Here is an 18,219-nt window from a genome sequence, read left to right as displayed (position 1 = left end):
AGACGTTTTTTTAGGTTGAAGGTTCATTTTTAAAAATTTATCGAAAATCTTCTTCTTTCAGCTAACTTACGCTTATTTTGTCACGCTTGAAGGTAATTCTATACATACGAGGAATACTAAAGTAAAGCAAAGGAGGCGTTATATTGAACAAGTTAGAACAATTAGTTGCGCAGTTAGATCTGGTCAATCAATTACTTTTCACGAGAGTGTCCCTGGAAAACAATGCACATAGTTTGCACTTTTTTATGCAGCTTCAAGCGGTTAGCCAGAAAGTAAGCTTAGCAGAAAAGAACTGGCAAGTAAAGAATGCTTGTTCGCCTATTAGTAGTGAAAAATGATAGACTTTGGTACACTTATCTCATAAGCAATTGAACTAACACAATAGCATTAAAATTGATACATTATTTACCATGAAATAGCGGTGAATAAAGATCAAGAGCGTGATATTTCCATAGTTGCTTTGTTGGACAAAATATACTCACCATGTATATGCAGTGACTACGAAATATATTTGCTTATGCGTAATTGATGAGAGATGAGGTGCAAAATTGTTAGTGATTCAGCAAACATCCCAATTAATAGATGAATGTGAACAATGTGTTTTACGATTCTGGCAAATGCGTGAGGAAGATCGGACACCTGATTTTTTCCAAGAGGTGAAACCACACGCTGATGAAATTCATCAACTATTGAAGGAATGGCAGCAAGAGGCCAATACATGGATTCAAAAAAATAAACCGAAATATATGCATACGCAGCAAATTGCTTCAGTGGTAGAATCGATGGAGCAATTTGTTGTGCAATCTTTTTATAAAGAAACTAGTAAAAAACGTTTTTTAGATGCGACCCATTCTACCTCCTATACTTTAAAAACCTTTGAACGATTAATAAAGGAGGAGGAATCGGATGCTATCGAAGAAACGAACGATTAGTGAGCTTTTACAGGAATGGAGATACGATGAAGAATTAAAAGAGCGTATTTTACATTGGCAAACACTAGAAAGTCGACCAGCCAAATATGCACCTTTCCCAGGAAATTTACACCCATCCCTAGTGAAAGCACTACAGGCAAGGGGTATCGAGCAACTATATACACACCAGCGAGAAGCCTTTGATTTGGCGCAGCATGGTACATCTTTTACAGCGGTTACGCCAACTGCTTCGGGTAAATCCTATTGCTATCATCTACCAGTGCTGCAAAAAATAATAGAAGATAAAAATGCGCGGGCCATTTATTTATTTCCAACAAAGGCATTAGCACAGGATCAAAAAAATGATTTAAATGAACTCATTGAGCAAAGTGGCGAGGAAATTTTAAGTTATACGTATGATGGAGATACGGCGCCAGGCATTCGCCAAAAAGTTCGAAAGGCAGGGCATATCGTTATGACGAACCCCGATATGCTGCATTCCGGAATTTTGCCACATCATACTAAATGGGTCTCACTCTTTGAAAATTTGCAGTATATCGTTATTGATGAATTGCATACATATAAAGGGGTATTTGGTTCGCATGTTGCCCACGTTATTCGAAGACTAAAGCGTATTTGTGAGTTTTATGGTAGTAAGCCGGTGTTTATTTGTACATCAGCTACCATTAAAAACCCGAAAGAACTTGCTGAGCTTCTGACGAATGAATCACATGCACTAATTGCTGATTCAGGCGCACCTGTTGGCAAAAAAACCTTCCTTTTTTATAACCCACCAATTATTCATAAAACATTTGGGGTGCGTAGAAGTGCCGTGTTAGAGGTTAGTGATTTAGCCAAAAGGTTGTACATAGCTGGCATTCAATCCATCATTTTTGCCAAAAGTCGAGTACGAGTCGAGATGATTGTCACGTACTTAAAGGAGCTCACTCGCAATAAGCTACTCGATGAATCTGTGCGTGGCTATCGAGGTGGATACTTGCCCTCTGAGCGACGTGTCATCGAAAAAGGCTTGCGTGAGGGTACGATTCAAACAGTGGTTAGCACCAATGCATTAGAACTAGGTGTTGATATCGGTCAATTACAAGCTTGTATTATGACAGGTTACCCGGGAAATATTGCAAGTGCTTGGCAGCAAGCAGGACGTGCGGGAAGACGTCAGGATGAGGCATTGATTATATATGTTGCACAATCTTCTGCATTGGATCAGTATGTGGTCAATCATCCTTTGTTTTTGCTCGGTAGTACGCCTGAGGAAGCGCGTATCTATCCAGAAAATATGTTGATTTTAATGGACCATTTGAAATGTGCTGCCTTCGAGCTACCCTTTTCAACAGGCGATTCGTATGGAGAATATGACATACAGGAATTGTTGGATTACTTGGCGGAGGAAGGGGTTGTCTTTAAGACGAGTGACAAATGGCATTGGATGAGTGATCGTTTTCCTGCGCATGATATTAGCCTGCGCTCTGCGTCACAGGAAAATGTGGTCATAATTGATCTGTCCGTCCCTGCACAGACAAAGGTGATTGGAGAAATGGATCGTCATAGTGCCATGACCCTTTTACATGAAGAAGCCATTTACCTACACCAAGGTATTCAATTTCAAGTGGAGAAGCTCGATTGGGAAGAAAAGAAAGCCTTTGTCCGTGAAGTAGATGTGGATTACTATACAGATGCCAATCTAGCAGTCGAAATGAAGGTGCTAGAGGAGGATCGTAGCCGTCCCTATGGAGGCGGTACGATTAGTTTTGGCGATGTTGGCTTAGTCGCACAAGCAACGATCTTTAAGAAAATCCGCTTCGGCACACATGACAATATCGGTTCAGGGCCTATCCACCTCCCGCCAGATGAAATGCATACAAGTGCTTCGTGGCTTTCGTTCAATAGGGTGTCTCAATGGTCAGAGGCAGAATTAACGGATGCTATGGTAGGAGCTGCTTATGCGATGAACGCTTTTATCCCGATTTTTATCCAGTGTGATAGTAGTGATGTAGCAGTTGTGCCGCAAGTAAAGGCATCACACAATGAGTTACCAACGTTCTTTGTTTATGATAAGTATCCAGGTGGGATCGGTTTAAGTGAGAGAGTATTTGCACTATGGGAAGAACTGTTAAACAAAACGCTACAACATGTATCGAGCTGTCCTTGTGAATCAGGTTGTCCGTCCTGTATTGGGGCGCAAGATAGTTTAGAGCAAGGGAAGAAAAGAGTGATAGATCTTCTTCGACTGTTAAATTAAATAAAAAGGGCTTAGGGAATAAGCAAGTTCGTTCCTCAAGCCCTTTTATATTTTATAAATAGTATCATCTTATTTGTTAAAACGAGGGTTACCTACTACGCTTGTGGGAAGGAGGAAGTCGATTTGCTATTCGACCAAATGACACATTTTCTTTTTCATTTTCTTGATATTAAAATTTTATCAAGCAAGACGAAACGGCATTATCAACAAAGACTTGAGAGCCATTGCTTACTGTTTACCACAAAGGGGACTGCTAATTTGGCTTTTGGAAATCACCAACACAGGCTGCTTAAAGATAGTGTCTACCTTTGCCCTGCTCAGAGCGAGCTTATCTTAAAGGTGGATTTAGAGAAGTTAACTACAGTTTACCTTATTACCTTTAATGCTCTCCCACAGATGGAGGCGAAGACTGATAGAAGAGAAGAGATAAATCTTGAACAAACAGAAGAAATCATCCGTCTTTGTAACAGTCTAATGGCATTGGTTGAGAGTCCTATCAAAGAGGACATTTTATTAAGCCAAGCACATTTTTACTTGCTTTTACATACCATCACTCAGCATCGTAAAACCTCTAATAGAGACTTGCAACATATGTTAGAAAAAACAAAACAACATATGGAGTATCATTTTCAAGAAGCTATTCAAGTGAAAGATTTAGCCCAAATGATGAATATAAGTGCTAAATATTATATGGAACTATTTCGAAAACAGTTTGGTATTAGTGCCATCCAGTATTTAATGAATATAAGAATGGAAGCGTCTAAATGGCTTTTAATAAAAGGAGGTAAAACCCTTCGAGAAATTGCAAGTGAGGTTGGGTATAAAGACGAGTTTTACTTCAGTCGTCGATTCAAACAACAAATGGGTATGTCTCCCTCTCTATTTATGAAAAGTCGTAGAAAAAACATCGCTGTTTTAGATAGTTCCTTTTTTGGCTTGCTTGCACCACTACATTATATCCCCATTGCAGCACCGCTCCATCCAACATGGCGATTTCATTACTATAAGACTTTTGGCAATCATGTACCTATTCAGCTAGCTGTGGGCAGAACGCCAGCCGTTTTAAATGAAAATATGGCGTTACTTCTACAAGAAAATCTGCAATATGATTATATATTTTGCTTAGATAATGTGACGGATGAGCAGTTGACGATATTACAAAAGAGAGGCCATGTTTATCGACTTGCGTGGAGCAGTTTATCATGGCGTGAACAGTTGCTAGAGGTTGCAAAAATCCTAGATGCAGAGATGGAAGCAAGGAAATGGCTTATAGAATACGAACAAACTGTACAAGAGGCGGTTGCTAGCTTAGCGTACATTTGCCATGAGCGAAGTATGTTATTTTTGTTAGTGAGAGGGGATGAATGCTATCTGTATCAGGATAGAAGTATTCAAGAAGTTTTGCTGGAGGACCTAGGACTAAATGTGATGATCTCTGACACACAAGAACCTATTACAATTGGGCAATTATCTGAAATGAATCCAGATTTCATCATGGTACTTGTTTATGAAGACGAAGAATCGATGATGAAATGGGACGAGCTTCAATCAGATGAGCTGTGGCTTGAATTGAAATCAGTGCGAAATGATTCCGTCTATACACTTACTCATTTTCCATGGCGCGACTATGCTCCGTTGCCACATTTACTGATTGTAAAAGAAGTCATGCAATTGTTAACCGCAGATAATTCATTATAAAATCCGCCTTTTCTACATGGACGCCAAAAGAACGCTTGTTTATTATTGATAATAGTTTTCATTCTCAATTGAGATTAGCGTAAAAGGAGGCGTTCTTGATGAAAAAAACTATGGTCATTTTAAGCATCATAGTATTAACTTTAACTTTATCTGCATGTACAAAAGATAAGGAAGAATCAACATCATCTGTCTTGCAAAAAAAGGAAAGTGAAGAACAGACAACAAAAATTACTTATTTAAATAATCATTACAGCGTTCCAGTAAAACCAGAGAAAATTCTCTTTTTAAATGCCTTTGAATCCATTGAGGATGCTGTGATTTTGGGCATAGAACCCTATGCAGCAAGTGCAATTGGTAGTGATGAGGAGCCATTCCCCAGTTTTTTTGGCGACGTTACGGCGAATACAATTCCTTTATTAACAACGAGTGGGGACAGTTTGGAGTACGTTTTGCAACTTGCACCAGATTTAATTATCAGTACAGATATGGAAGATCCAAAAGTTTTAGAACAGTTAGAGAAAATCGCACCAGTAATTCCAACTTCTCATTATGGACCAGATTGGCAGGAGAATCTTGAAATGCTAGCTGAGATTACTGGAAAGGCTGAAAAAGCAAAAACACTTATTGATAAATACCATCAGGATAAGCAAAATGCTATCCATTATCTCGATTCATTCCAAGACAAGGATATAGTAGCCATACGTATTCGAGGTGGCGAAATGATGATTTACCCTAAAGACGTATTTCTCAATGATGTACTATACGGTGAATTGAATCTCCCTGTGCCAGAAGCTATTAACAAGGTGAATCAGCAAACCGTTATTACTTTGGAGGGCCTCTATCAAGCCAATCCAGATTATATTTTTATTCAGTATGATCTTTATGAAAATGATATGGATGGAAGTATACTTGAGGAGCTTCAACAAAGCCCAGTTTGGAAAGGATTAAAGGCAGTCGAAAGCAATCAAGTTTTTATTAATGCTGTAGATCCATTGGTAATGGGTGGAGGGACATTGAATGGTCGAATTCGTATTTTAGAAGCAACTATGGAAGCATTAGGTAACTAAAATACGTAAAGGTGATAAGGAGCGATTGTGTGAAATTATCAGAGGAACTTGAGCAACTATTTATGTCAAAATTTGAACAAGGGCTTTTCTCAGGCAATATTTTAGTAGCGAAGGAAGGTAAACCTATTTATATAGGTACTTTTGGCTTATCAAATTACCATAGTGGCAAGAAGCTTTCCGAAAATTCCTTATTTGAGTTAGCTTCAGTAACGAAGCCTATGACAGCCATGGGCATTATGATTCTCGAGGAACAAGGGAAACTTAATTATGATGACACTATCAAGAAATGGATTCCCTCATTTCCATACGAAACCATTACTTTACGACATGCATTAACACATACATCTGGATTGCCAGATTATATGGAATTATTCGAAAGCCACTGGGATCATCATTGTATTGCGACGAATAGAGATGTACTACGTTTACTAACGGAACATAGACCACCGCTCTATTTTGACTCAGGTGAAAAGTATCAATATAGTAATACAGGTTATGTTTGCCTGGCAATGATAATTGAAAAAGTATCAGATATGTCCTATGCCATGTTCATGTTACAGCATATATTTAAACCGTCAGCAATGCAACGAACAAGGGTCATGAATCGCAGGTATCATCCTGAAGATGTTGAGGATTTTGCTTTTGGCTATATCCGTGATGAGAATAGTGCATTAATCTCCTTGCCTGACGACCTTCCAGGTTATGAGTTTGTGAACTATTTAGACGGAATCCAAGGAGATGGAATGATTCATTCAACCATAATGGACTTACTTTCGTTGGATAGAGCACTAAAAAGGGGGGATTTGCTTTGTGCATCATCTCTTGAATTGGCTCTGTCCTCAATTGTGACAAAGGATGGTCAAAAGACACCATGTGGCTTTGGTTGGTTCATTGATCAATCACCAAAAACAGGGAAAAAGGTATTCCATAGTGGTGGTTGGCCAGGTTATACCACGATGTTATGCCGTTATATAGAGACTGATTACACCATTATTATCCTCAATAATGTAGAATACCATACAGAAGATAACCTGCATGAAAGCGTATCAGATTGGTTACAGCAAATTGAAACATATATATTTCATTGAATGTGATACAGATAGAAACTCAGTGGGACTTTTTCCATTGAGTTTTTTTATCTTAATTCTGTGGATAGTATGCTATAGGTCGTGATAGTTTTAGGTTAACTTCTGCTCGTCAGTGTGAAAAACTAGACGAAATGACTTTGAATGAGTCTAACAATCATGGTAATCTTGCAAGAGAGTCTTATACTATAAGCAGAAAATGAGTGAAATGCATGTCTTACGAAAATAAAATACTACAAATGAAAAAAATGCTTGGTAAAAAACCAACGGCAGCTCAACAAAAGGTAGAAGAACTAGCTTATCAAAAGCCAGCTAAGCCGAGCTATACCGAGCGCTGGGAAAAGGCGGGGCTTACGGTTGTAGAAAATGATTTTGGGATTGTGTTTAAGCGCCATGTGCAGTATCCGTTTTCTTATCAGCATGGTCATTATCAGCTACAGTCATTCTTTGATGCCTTGAAAAAATGGCAGGGTGCCGAATTTGACCATCCTTATGCACTTGATTTACAGGAGCCTGTATTATTTTTTGATACGGAAACGACGGGCTTAAAAGGTGTTGGTACGCATATTTTTTTGCTTGGGTTTTTAGAGGTAGACGAAGAATGTTTTAAATTGACTCAATATATTCTTGCAGATCCTGCACATGAGGCAGCTTTCTTGTTTGAATCAAAGCTTTGGCAAAAATCAGCGACTGTGATTACCTACAATGGGAAAAGCTTTGATTGGCCGCAACTTGAAACGAGATGGACGCTCCATCAAAAAACATTACCAAAATTACGAGCGCAGCGACAGATTGATTTGTTGCATAGTTCGAAGCGTTTATGGAAAAATGATATGGAGCGCTTAAAATTAAAATCTGTGGAGGAAGAGAAACTTGGTTTTTCTCGTATAGGAGATATTCCAGGCCATCTTGCACCAATTATTTATTTAGATGCTGTGAAAAGTGGCATACCTGACGCTCTTATGAAGGTGCTGCTTCATAATGAGTGGGATTTACTGTCCCTCATCACACTTTATAGTCATTCAACGCAATTATTGTTTGAAGAGGAGCATGAGGAATCAGCAAAAACCTTCACCAATATTGGGAAATGGTATGGCGATTTAAAAGAAAGCACACAAAGCGTAAGGGTTTTAGAAAAGGTGACAATGCAATTTGATGCACTAGAAGCGGGGAATGCTCAATATTATTTAGCGTTACAGCATAAAAAGGGAAAACGTTATAATGAAGCTATTGACTCATTTGTAGCCTCTCTCCATTTTGTTGAACCAAGGACAAAGTTACATGCCCTTGAGCAGTTAGCCATACTTTATGAGCATCAAATGAAAGACTATGACCAGGCCCTTTATTATACGCAAGAAGGCATACGTCTTATTCAAAATCATGAGCAATGGAGAATAGAACAAAAACAAAAATGGGAAATTTCGTGGGAAAAGCGATTACACAGATTAGGAAATAAGAAATAATTTCCTGGGGAAGCGCAAGAAACGACAAGTTTAGCCTTACAATTGGTGTTTTCAGACGATATAATGTGATGAAGTATGCTATAATGTATTCGTGTATGTAGTGTGAGGAAGGGCGATGTGAATGGACATTAAATTAACGTCAAAAATGATCCTTGAAAAGGAATTTAAAAAGAACTTTAAAGGCTACAATGTAGAAGAAGTAGATTCTTTTCTTGATGAAATTATTCAAGATTATGAAACGTTTGAAAAAGCGGTGGCCCAACTACGTGAAGAAAATAGACAGTTAAAAGAAGAAATTGATAGTACCCCAAAGAGACAACCAGTTGCATCAGCAGCTGCTGGTACAACTAATTTTGATATTTTAAAACGTCTTTCTAATTTGGAAAAGCATGTATTTGGCAGCAAGCTATACGAATAATTTTTTATTAATTATATTGTATTTAACATAAAACTCTAGTATAATCTTTCGTATCATCATGAAATTCTGGTAATCGCTGCGGCGCTAGACGTCGTAGAGGAAAGTCCATGCTCACACGGTTCTGAGATGTCCGTAGTGTTCGTGCTTACTGAAAAAATAAGGTAAGGCAGCTGTTCAAGCTGACGGCGGAAGGAAAACCTAAGTCCTAGGATATGGTTGACACTTCCTGAAAGTGCCACAGTGACGAAGCTTGCTTGGAAACATGCAAGGTGGAACGAGGTAAACCCCACGAGTGAGAAACCCAAATTATGGTAGGGGCACTCTCTTGAAGGAATTGAACGGATAGAGGGACAGAGTATGCTCTGTAGATAGATGGTTACCACCTGATCGTACGAGGCGCAAGCTGTTTGAGTACTCAGGAACAAAACATGGCTTATGGAATTTTTTGATGCTTATCTACGAAATATCAAACGCTCTCCAATTCGGTGGAGAGCTTTTATTTTGAGTTCATGAGGAAAAAGTAACCTTGTTAATCAAGTCTTGGTATGCGCGATACGTTTGAAAATGGCGAATATATCGCTACCGCTTCTAAGTCATAACATCTGAAAACGGCTATCGCATCCACGTGATGTATTGCTCTTGATGGCATATTTTATCGGGTGTCTAAACACCCGTTGATCAAGATAAAGCCTCTGGCGAATGGCGCAGATTTTAGTAATTTGCAGAACATGTAAGTTCGAAAATATCTGGACACAATTAGCTGAGGCGGAATGGATTACATACCGGTTAACCTGACATAAATGCCCTTTGAGGGGGAGTATAGAGAGATAGGATGGAGCGGAAACATGAACGGAGTAAACAATTGGGAAAGTATGGATAAACTAAAGCTAATTTCTAAATATCCGACTACCTTAATACTTAAAATCTTCGAAAATGTATCTGAAGGTATCATGATTACAGATGAATTCAAAAAGATAGTAATGGTCAATCCTGCCTTTGAATTTGTTACAGGCTATACACGTGATGAGGTGGTTGGAAAAACGCCAGCCGTATTACAATCAGGTGTACATGAGTTGCCATTCTATTTAGAGATGTGGGAACAGATACGACAAGAAGGCATTTGGCAAGGTGAGATATGGAATCGTCGTAAAACTGGAGACGTATATCCTGAATGGTTAACAATTGTTTGTGTAACCAACGATGAGGGTGAGGTTACAAATTACTGTGGTATTTTCACAGATTTGTCTGAAAGAAAAATAGTAGAAAACGAATTAGAAAAGCGTTTGCTTACGGATTCATTAACAGATGTATCCAATCGTTTTGCCTATATTGAAAGAATGGATAATCTCTTAGAATCGACTTCTGCTATTTCTCATTCAGTGCAGCATGCGATCTATTTCTTAGATTTGGATCGATTTAAGCAAATTAATGATACATTAGGCCATGCTGTTGGAGATTTAATTTTGAAAGAAGTAGCAAATCGTCTAAAACAGCTACTAAAAAACAAAGACATTATTGCTAGATATGGTGGCGATGAATTCGTCATTACTTTAACCAATGTGAAAAATGTGAAAGAGGCTGCAAAATTTGCTGATCAAATTATTAGTTGTATCGAACAACCAATGATGATTAACGGTCAGGAAGTTTTTATGTCGACAAGTGTGGGTATTAGTGTTTATCCAGTAGATGGTAAAAATACAGAACAACTCATCAATTGTGCAGATCGAGCAATGACCTATTCCAAAAAGAATGAATTAAACGGCTATTCCTTTTATTTTGATGAACTACAAACAGACGCACAGCGCGTTTTATTGCTAGATTCAGAGCTAAGAAAAGCTATAGAAAACCGTGAATTTGAGCTGCATTTTCAGCCGAAGATTTCGATGGAAGATGAGCAAATTCAAGGCTTAGAGGCACTGGCTCGCTGGAATAGCGAGAGGTTAGGCTTTGTGTCACCTGCGGAGTTTATTTCCTATGCGGAGGATACGGGTTTAATCATTCCGTTAAGTGAGCTTATTATTGAAAAAGCATGTGAGGCAGTTATTCAAATGCAGCAACAGGGTTGGAAAATACCTGTTGCCATTAATATATCGAGTATACACTTTAAACAGCAGAATTTTTTAGAATCGATACAAGCCATATTAGAGCGCTATAATATGCCAGCTAATAATTTTGAAATAGAAGTGACGGAGCGAACGGTGATGAACAGTGCGAACGAGACGGTTAGTAAATTGGTTCGTTTGAAACAATTAGGCTTTAAAATCTCAATCGACGATTTTGGGACAGGCTATTCATCCCTAAGCTATTTAGTTCGCTTTCCATTAGATTGTTTAAAAATTGATCGAAGCTTTATTCAGCATATTGGCTCACTCGATGAAAAACAGGCAGTTGTAGATGCGATTATTCAAATGTCCCATCGCCTAAAAATGAAAGTTGTTGCTGAGGGTGTAGAACAGGCACAACAAGTGGATATACTACGTAAAATGAACTGTGATATTATCCAGGGCTATTATTACAGCAAACCATTACCATTAAACGATCTCATTGAGTTTATGGAGTTTTGGGAAATTGAGCATCAAGGAAGGAAATAAGTTATGGCAAACTATCAATTAGTAGCTACGTCAGCAATGGGCTTAGAGTCTATTGTGGCCCAAGAAGTAAAAGCTCTTGGCTATGAAACAACTGTTGAAAATGGCAAAGTATATTTTGAGGGCGATGAAACGGCTATCGCACGCACCAATTTATGGTTGCGTGTAGCGGATCGTGTCAAGATAGTCGTTGGACAATTCCCAGCAAAATCTTTTGAGCAATTATTCGAAAGTGTCAAAGCATTACCATGGGAAAAGTATTTACCTGTGGATGCGGCTTTTCCGGTTTCAGGGAAATCTGTAAAATCGAAATTATTTAGTGTACCAGATTGCCAAGCAATTACCAAAAAAGCAATCGTTGAACGAATGAAACAGCATTATAAACGACTTGGCTTTTTAGATGAATCGGGTGCGACTTACAAAATTGAGGTTTCGATTTTAAAAGATGTGGCGACACTGACTATTGATACATCTGGCGCAGGCTTACATAAGCGTGGCTATCGTCAGGCACAAGGGGAGGCACCGTTAAAGGAAACGTTAGCGGCGGCACTTGTGCAAATTTCGAAGTGGAATCCAAATCGTCCGTTCGTTGACCCATTCTGTGGCTCTGGTACTATTACACTTGAAGCGGCAATGTTTGGACAAAATATTGCACCAGGGTATAACCGTGAATTTATTTCTGAGGATTGGCCTTGGATGAAAGCGGCCATCTGGGATCAAGTCCGTGATGAAGCGGAAAGTTTAGCCAATTATGATCAGCCATTAGAAATTATTGGTTCTGATATTGACCATCGTATGGTCAGCATTGCACAAGAAAACGCAATAGAAGCGGGCTTTGGTGAGTTAATCACGTTTAAGCAAATGCAAGCACGCGATTTTACAACACAGTTAACGGATGGTGTCATGATTGGGAACCCACCATATGGAGAACGTATTGGTGATGTAGAAGTCGTGGAGCAGGTAATCCGTGATGTCGGGAAAGTCATGAAAAACTATCCATCTTGGTCTGTGTATATGCTATCCTCCATGAAAAATTTTGAAGAATTATATGGACGCCAAGCGACGAAGAAACGAAAATTATTTAATGGTTTTATTGAAACAAATTATTATCAGTTCTGGGGTCAAAAGTCTAAAAGAGATTAACGAATAGTAACGGAAGATAAGATCTTTTCTTATCTTCCGTTTCGTCGCGTATAATAGCATCAGATAGTTAGAGGGGGAACATCAATTGCGTAAATCTTTACCATTTGCATTATCAAAGGACCGTTCATTTTTTGAATCATTAGGTGATTGGATGGGCGATGTCCTTTATGATGAATTACCTGAAAAAGGCTTTGAATGCCGTGATGAGCAAATTTTTATGGCTTATCAAATAGAGCAAGCACTGAAAGAAAAAAATATCCTCTTTGCAGAGGCAGGCGTAGGAACTGGGAAAACAATCGCTTATTTATTACCAGCCATCTCTTATGCACGCTACACAGGGAAGCCTGCGCTAATTGCTTGTGCAGATGAAACATTAATCGACCAACTCGTGAAAGAGGGGGGCGATATTTATAAACTCCAAAAAACGTTAGGGCTCGATATAGATGTTCGTCTTGCAAAATCGAGAGACCAATATTTATGCTTAAAACGCTTTGAGGAAGCAGAAAAAGTGGAGACTGATGAATGGATTGATGATATTGCCTTTTCCATCCCTGATGGTGTCTATGCACAAGGCTCTATGATTGCTTTACAGCCATATGGAGAACGTAGTGACTATCCAACGGTTAGTGATGAGGATTGGCAAAAAGTGAATTACAATGCCATTATGCAATGTTCTGTTTGTGAGCTGCGTAATCGCTGTGGGCAAACGTTGCATCGCTCCCATTATCGTAAATCAACAGATCTTGTCATTTGTTCTCAGGATTTTTTAATGGAGCATTTGGCTACAAAGGAATCTCGTGAGCGTGAAGGTCAGCTTGCTTTACTGCCAGAGGTATCGATGATTGTGTTAGATGAAGGGCATTTATTGGAATATGCTGCGCAAAAGGCAATGACATATAAAGTTCAGGCAACTACCATCGTACAATTATTAGAGCGATTGATGGTAGATGGCGTACGCGAGCGTACACTGTATGCGATGGAAAAATTACAGGATGATCATGAGCTATTTTTTGATCAGCTTCGTGATGATATCGTTGCTTCAAATGAGGATCGTAAACGTATAAACAAATCGAAAGCATTACTTGATTATGGGAAGCAGCTAATAAATGATGTGGAAGTTTTGATGGAAGAATTCGTCTTTGAATCAGAAATGTATATGATTCCTGAATATGAGTTAAATATGGCGGAAGAATACTTAGAACAATATGAGGCTTCCTTACGTATTTTCATAGCACAGGGAGATGCGGTGGATTGGTTAGAGGAAACAGATGGCGAGGAAACGCTTGTCATTATGCCTCGTTTAATCACAGAAGTTTTAGCAGAAAAATTATTCTCTAAAAAGCTTCCAATCGTCTTTTCTTCTGCCACATTATCGGTCAATAAAGACTTTTCTTACATTGCCTACAGTTTAGGTATTCGCGATTACCAATCATTTTCTGTGCCTTCTCCATTCGACTATGAAGAAGTGATGAAAATTTATTTACATGAGCTTACACAACGTGACAAAACAGCGCGTGTTCAGCAATTGCTGCGTGATGGCGAGCAAACATTGATTTTATTTAAATCAAAGCAAGCCATGCTAAACTTTAAGGCAGAATTGCCGATTATGGAGCGTATGTATGTAGCATTTGAAGGAGATCGAGAGCTATCCGCCATTGTTCGAGATTTCCAGCAGGGGACTATTAAAACATTATGCTCCTATCATTTATGGGAAGGCTTAGATTTACCTGAGGAAGCCTTAACACGTGTGATTATTTATGATTTACCATTTCCTCCACAGGATCCATTATTTGATGCGAAACGTACGTTTGCTGAAAATCCATTTGAAGAAGTGGAACTACCTTTCATGCAACTACGCTTGCAGCAAGGGATGGGTCGCTTAATCCGTACATCTAATGACCATGGAGATATTCATATTTTATTAAATGAAGAAGAACAAAAACAACGTGCAGCCTTTGAAAATATAGTAGCGGTTGTACCAGAAATAAAATAGAAAGAAGCGAGTTTGCCATAAAGGTAAGCTCGCTTTTTTAATATATTAAAATAACATTATGGGTATGGATATAATGTGGTGGTTTAAAAAACTGTTGAATATTTCTCTTTTAAGCTATATAGTTCTTTGTAATGCAACGAAATTTGGTGAAAGAAAATATTTTTTGTATTGAAAATAATTTCACAAAAGGTTTATAATAATGACAAGAATTTTTAAGAATAGTCAAATTGCTTGCTGACTATTCCTTGATAGGGGGCTTAAACCTGTCGAACATTCAATCATTGTGTAGAAAATATACAAATCTATCGGCAACGGATATTGACAAGTTAATAGAAATTGAAGCTACGCTAACGTATTATGCTGAGTTGACTGATTGTTATATGTTCATAGATTGCCTGCTGGAAAATTTACCGCATGCAATTGTTGTGGCAGAGGCATTCCCGAAAAAGGAAATTGGTTTATATGAAAAATCAGTTATCGGAAAATTCGTATTTGAAAGTTTTGAACCAGCTGTATTTGCTGCATTCAAACATCAAGAAAAATCTTCTATTTCCAGAGCGATTACGCAGGAAGGGATTACGGTAGAGCAAAATGTGATGCCTATTTTTAATGAGCAACAGCAAGTGATTGCTGTGTTGATTCAGGAAAAAATGGTGAAGATGCAAACGACACCGAAAGATGATTTTCAAAATATGCCTTTTGCTTTAATTGAGCATATTGTAGAACCGAATCCGCAACCGATACCCGTAGTTTCTGATTTACTTGTAGAGTCCATAATTCTCACCAATCATGAAAATAAAGTGATTTATAGCAATCCTGCTGGCTATCATTTTATTTCTGAGCTATCGGGATTAGAGAACTTTGACAATGTTGCATTGGATAAAATTTTACCTTTTTTACAAGAAGTCTATGATAAAGGCGATGATGTCTTTTTCTTAGAAATTACAATTGATCGTAAATCCTTTATTGTAAAGAAAATTCCGATTCGCAGTCAAAACGAGAAGGTCACTCTACTCATTATTCATGATCTAACAGAGCTTAAGCTGAAAGAAAATGAGTTAATGATGAAAACCTTTGCGATACGAGAAATTCACCACCGCGTGAAAAATAATCTTCAGACAGTGACAAGCTTATTACGCCTGCAAATGCGCAATGATCGGTCTGCTGCGAATGCAAGTGCTTTTCAAGAGGCATTAAATCGAATATATAGTATTTCATCTGTTTATGAGCTTATTTTAGAAAATGAAGATAACGCTGAAGAAAAAGTAGATGTTATCGCGTTAGCTAAAAAAATTGGTCATAAAATGATTGATACGTCCAATACAGCAACTATTCAACTAGCCTTTCAACATGATAATTTGCAGCTATTCTGTCATTCAAAAAAAGCGGTATCTCTCGCACTCATTATTTGCGAGCTCCTGCAAAATGCATTAAAGTATGCTTTTATCGGTCGTGATGAAGGAACCATTGATATTCAATTCATTCAGGAAGAGTCTACTATTTCACTCCATATTTCTGACAACGGCGTTGGAATGCAAGAGGTGAAGGCATCTTTTGGGATGGAGATTATCACAAGGCTTGTAGAGTATGATTTAGCTGGCTCATTTTCAATTATCCCTAGTGAAGAAGGTACACATACTCAAATTCAGTTTCCTGTAAGTGAGGAGGTATTTATCGTAAATGACTAGGAAAGTTATGATTGTCGAAGATGAATCACTGATTGCGATTGATTTGAAGTTTATGTTAGAAGACAATGGCTACGAAGTAGTAGCACAGGCGAGTAATGGGGAAACAGCCATTGAATTAGCCTTTTTACATAAACCGCAATTAATCTTAATGGACATTAAAATGCCTAAACTTGATGGGTTGAAGGCAAGTAAAATTATTGAACAACAGCTTGGTATACCCGTTCTTTTCATCTCGGCATACAGTGAAAAAGAATTGTTGCTATACATGAAGCAAGACAATATATTAGGCTATGTCATGAAACCGTTTTCTGAGAAAAATGTGTTGCCTGTGTTAGAGGTTGCTTTTCATCAAATTGATAAATTTAACCGACTCAATGGCGAGATCTTACATAAGCAAACACAATTGGAAAAACGAAAAATCATTGAACGAGCAAAGGGTTTGCTCATGCAGGCTGAAAACATTAGTGAGGACGAGGCTTACCGTAAGATTCGCAATGAAAGCATGCAAACACAACAGGAAATGGTACACATTGCACAGCAAATTATAAACACCTTACAAGTCAATAGTTGAAGCAAAGGCGCTTTAAAGAGATTTTTTCTTTAAAGTGCCTTTTTTTATATAAATTTAATAATGAAAAAGGGGTGATGAGTAAGATGGCAATGATAGGAACGATTATCGTTTATATTATTATGATTTGTGCTGTTTTAGGGGCAATCGGGGCTATCCGAGATGCTGAGTATGGGATTGGGAAAGAATTTATGAATGGGATTCATACCGTTGGGCATATTTTTGTTCCAGCAGCAGGGATCATGGCAGCTATACCTTACTTAACATGGTTTATTAGTCATTTTATTAGTCCGATTTTTGAGTTAATTGGTGCAGATCCTGCGATTGCAGCGACGACGATTTTAGCCTCGGACATGGGTGGTTACCAATTAGCCAATGCGTTAAAGGAGTCTTATGAGGGATGGGTAATGGCTCTTGTTGTTGGCTTTATGTCAGGTGCTACCATTGTATTCTCAATTCCAATGGGTCTTGCGATGTTAGATAAGCGTGATCATAAATATATGGCGCTAGGTATTATGGCTGGCGTATTAACAATTCCGATTGGTGCATTTATTTCGTCGATCATGATCGTGCTATTTAACACAGAAGTGCGTGAAGTTATTAGTACAACAGAGGCACCTACATATGTATTTGCCATTTCTGTTTTACAAATATTAATTAATTTACTACCGTTATTCATTTTCGTTATTTTAATCGCACTAGGCTTAAAGCTTATTCCGAACGGTATGATTGCAGGCTTCATGATATTCGGACGCGTGATGGATGCGGGGATTAAATTAGTGTTAGTGTTCTCGATTGTAGAGATTTTCACAGGTATTTTTACAAAGATATTTGGTGCGTGGGGCTTCGATCCAATCATGGCTGATGAAATCGACCAATTCCGGGCATTAGAAACAGCTGGTTATATTGGAATTATGCTAGCGGGTGCGTTCCCAATGGTGTATTTAATTCGAAAATATGCTTCCAAACCACTTGAAGCGGCTGGTAAAAAATTAGGTTTATCATCTGTAGGAAGTGCGGGGATTTTAGCAACAATTGCTAATATTTTGGCGATGTTTACACTGATTCGCCATATGCCACCGAAGGATAAAGTAATTAACATCGCGTTTGGTGTATGTTCGGCCTTTTTATTAGGCGATCACTTATCATTCACAGCTAACTTCCAGCCAACCATTATTTTACCTGTAATCGCTGGGAAGTTTTTAGCCGGTGTTATTGCGATTATTTTTGCTTATAAGCTTTCTGTACCAACTGCATTAAGGCTGGAAATTGAGGATCGCAAGGCAGGCATTATTAAAGAAGGCGAATATTTAACAGATCAAAAATCTTAATTGATT

Annotated in this window: 14 protein-coding genes and 1 other RNA gene; all 15 read left to right on the top strand. The window is 38.3% G+C overall.

Annotated features, from left to right (window positions below; genetic code table 11):
- The first annotated feature begins 143 nt into the window (after positions 1-143).
- Positions 144-338 (top strand): hypothetical protein, encoded by a 195-nt coding sequence (locus CRI88_RS00415; protein ID WP_036118439.1) that lies wholly within the window; start codon positions 144-146, stop codon positions 336-338.
- Positions 339-554: 216 nt separating this feature from the next.
- Positions 555-932, top strand: coding sequence for a YppE family protein (locus CRI88_RS00410; RefSeq protein WP_249646058.1), 378 nt, complete (start codon positions 555-557; stop codon positions 930-932).
- Entirely contained in the window at positions 907-3,171 is a 2,265-nt protein-coding gene (locus tag CRI88_RS00405) for a DEAD/DEAH box helicase (RefSeq protein WP_101966308.1), read from the top strand. The genes CRI88_RS00410 and CRI88_RS00405 overlap by 26 nt, the downstream gene beginning before the upstream one ends.
- A 138-nt stretch (positions 3,172-3,309) precedes the next feature.
- Positions 3,310-4,869: a helix-turn-helix domain-containing protein gene (locus tag CRI88_RS00400; protein ID WP_180957765.1), complete on the top strand. Its 1,560-nt coding sequence runs from the start codon at positions 3,310-3,312 to the stop codon at positions 4,867-4,869.
- 98 nt (positions 4,870-4,967) lie between these two features.
- Positions 4,968-5,936: an ABC transporter substrate-binding protein gene (locus tag CRI88_RS00395; protein ID WP_089933179.1), complete on the top strand. Its 969-nt coding sequence runs from the start codon at positions 4,968-4,970 to the stop codon at positions 5,934-5,936.
- 29 nt (positions 5,937-5,965) lie between these two features.
- The gene (locus CRI88_RS00390; RefSeq protein WP_089933176.1) at positions 5,966-7,024 is read left to right on the top strand and encodes a serine hydrolase domain-containing protein; all 1,059 of its coding nucleotides are present in this window, start codon (positions 5,966-5,968) and stop codon (positions 7,022-7,024) included.
- A 236-nt stretch (positions 7,025-7,260) separates the two neighbouring features.
- Positions 7,261-8,484, top strand: coding sequence for a ribonuclease H-like domain-containing protein (locus tag CRI88_RS00385; protein ID WP_257982855.1), 1,224 nt, complete (start codon positions 7,261-7,263; stop codon positions 8,482-8,484).
- Positions 8,485-8,605: 121 nt separating this feature from the next.
- Positions 8,606-8,902 (top strand): cell division regulator GpsB, encoded by a 297-nt coding sequence (gene gpsB / locus CRI88_RS00380; RefSeq protein ID WP_036118417.1) that lies wholly within the window; start codon positions 8,606-8,608, stop codon positions 8,900-8,902.
- 61 nt (positions 8,903-8,963) lie between these two features.
- Positions 8,964-9,343, top strand: an RNA gene (gene rnpB, locus CRI88_RS00375) — RNase P RNA component class B.
- 404 nt (positions 9,344-9,747) lie between these two features.
- A complete protein-coding gene (locus CRI88_RS00370) occupies positions 9,748-11,493 on the top strand; it encodes a putative bifunctional diguanylate cyclase/phosphodiesterase (RefSeq protein WP_036118414.1) in 1,746 nt (581 codons plus the stop codon).
- A 3-nt stretch (positions 11,494-11,496) separates the two neighbouring features.
- Positions 11,497-12,633, top strand: coding sequence for a THUMP domain-containing class I SAM-dependent RNA methyltransferase (locus CRI88_RS00365; RefSeq protein WP_036118413.1), 1,137 nt, complete (start codon positions 11,497-11,499; stop codon positions 12,631-12,633).
- An 85-nt stretch (positions 12,634-12,718) separates the two neighbouring features.
- On the top strand, positions 12,719-14,626 hold the full coding sequence (locus CRI88_RS00360) for an ATP-dependent DNA helicase (RefSeq protein WP_089933170.1): 1,908 nt from the start codon (positions 12,719-12,721) through the stop codon (positions 14,624-14,626).
- A gap of 281 nt (positions 14,627-14,907) precedes the next feature.
- Complete coding sequence (locus CRI88_RS00355) at positions 14,908-16,314, top strand: sensor histidine kinase (RefSeq protein WP_231745136.1); 1,407 nt, start codon at positions 14,908-14,910, stop codon at positions 16,312-16,314.
- Complete coding sequence (locus CRI88_RS00350; protein ID WP_036118407.1) at positions 16,307-16,885, top strand: ANTAR domain-containing response regulator; 579 nt, start codon at positions 16,307-16,309, stop codon at positions 16,883-16,885. Before CRI88_RS00355 ends, CRI88_RS00350 begins: the two co-directional genes overlap by 8 nt.
- Positions 16,886-16,968: 83 nt before the next feature.
- The gene (eutH, locus tag CRI88_RS00345) at positions 16,969-18,213 is read left to right on the top strand and encodes an ethanolamine utilization protein EutH (RefSeq protein ID WP_036118404.1); all 1,245 of its coding nucleotides are present in this window, start codon (positions 16,969-16,971) and stop codon (positions 18,211-18,213) included.
- Positions 18,214-18,219: the final 6 nt, after the last annotated feature.

It is taken from the genome of Lysinibacillus fusiformis, assembly GCF_002845985.1.
GTDB classification, from domain to species: Bacteria; Bacillota; Bacilli; order Bacillales_A; family Planococcaceae; genus Lysinibacillus; species Lysinibacillus fusiformis_D.
The sequence above is the reverse complement of the archived record's forward strand: the minus strand, read 5'-3'. Positions and strand labels throughout refer to the sequence as shown.

Bases quoted from the DNA above. Each gene is read 5' to 3' on its own strand.
- CRI88_RS00365 (WP_036118413.1), top strand. From the start codon at position 11,497: ATGGCAAACTATCAATTAGTAGCTACGTCAGCAATGGGCTTAGAGTCT.
- CRI88_RS00370 (WP_036118414.1), top strand. From the start codon at position 9,748: ATGAACGGAGTAAACAATTGGGAAAGTATGGATAAACTAAAGCTAATT.
- CRI88_RS00350 (WP_036118407.1), top strand. From the start codon at position 16,307: ATGACTAGGAAAGTTATGATTGTCGAAGATGAATCACTGATTGCGATT.
- CRI88_RS00400 (WP_180957765.1), top strand. From the start codon at position 3,310: ATGACACATTTTCTTTTTCATTTTCTTGATATTAAAATTTTATCAAGC.
- CRI88_RS00395 (WP_089933179.1), top strand. From the start codon at position 4,968: ATGAAAAAAACTATGGTCATTTTAAGCATCATAGTATTAACTTTAACT.
- CRI88_RS00405 (WP_101966308.1), top strand. From the start codon at position 907: ATGCTATCGAAGAAACGAACGATTAGTGAGCTTTTACAGGAATGGAGA.
- gpsB (WP_036118417.1), top strand. From the start codon at position 8,606: ATGGACATTAAATTAACGTCAAAAATGATCCTTGAAAAGGAATTTAAA.
- CRI88_RS00385 (WP_257982855.1), top strand. From the start codon at position 7,261: ATGAAAAAAATGCTTGGTAAAAAACCAACGGCAGCTCAACAAAAGGTA.
- eutH (WP_036118404.1), top strand. From the start codon at position 16,969: ATGGCAATGATAGGAACGATTATCGTTTATATTATTATGATTTGTGCT.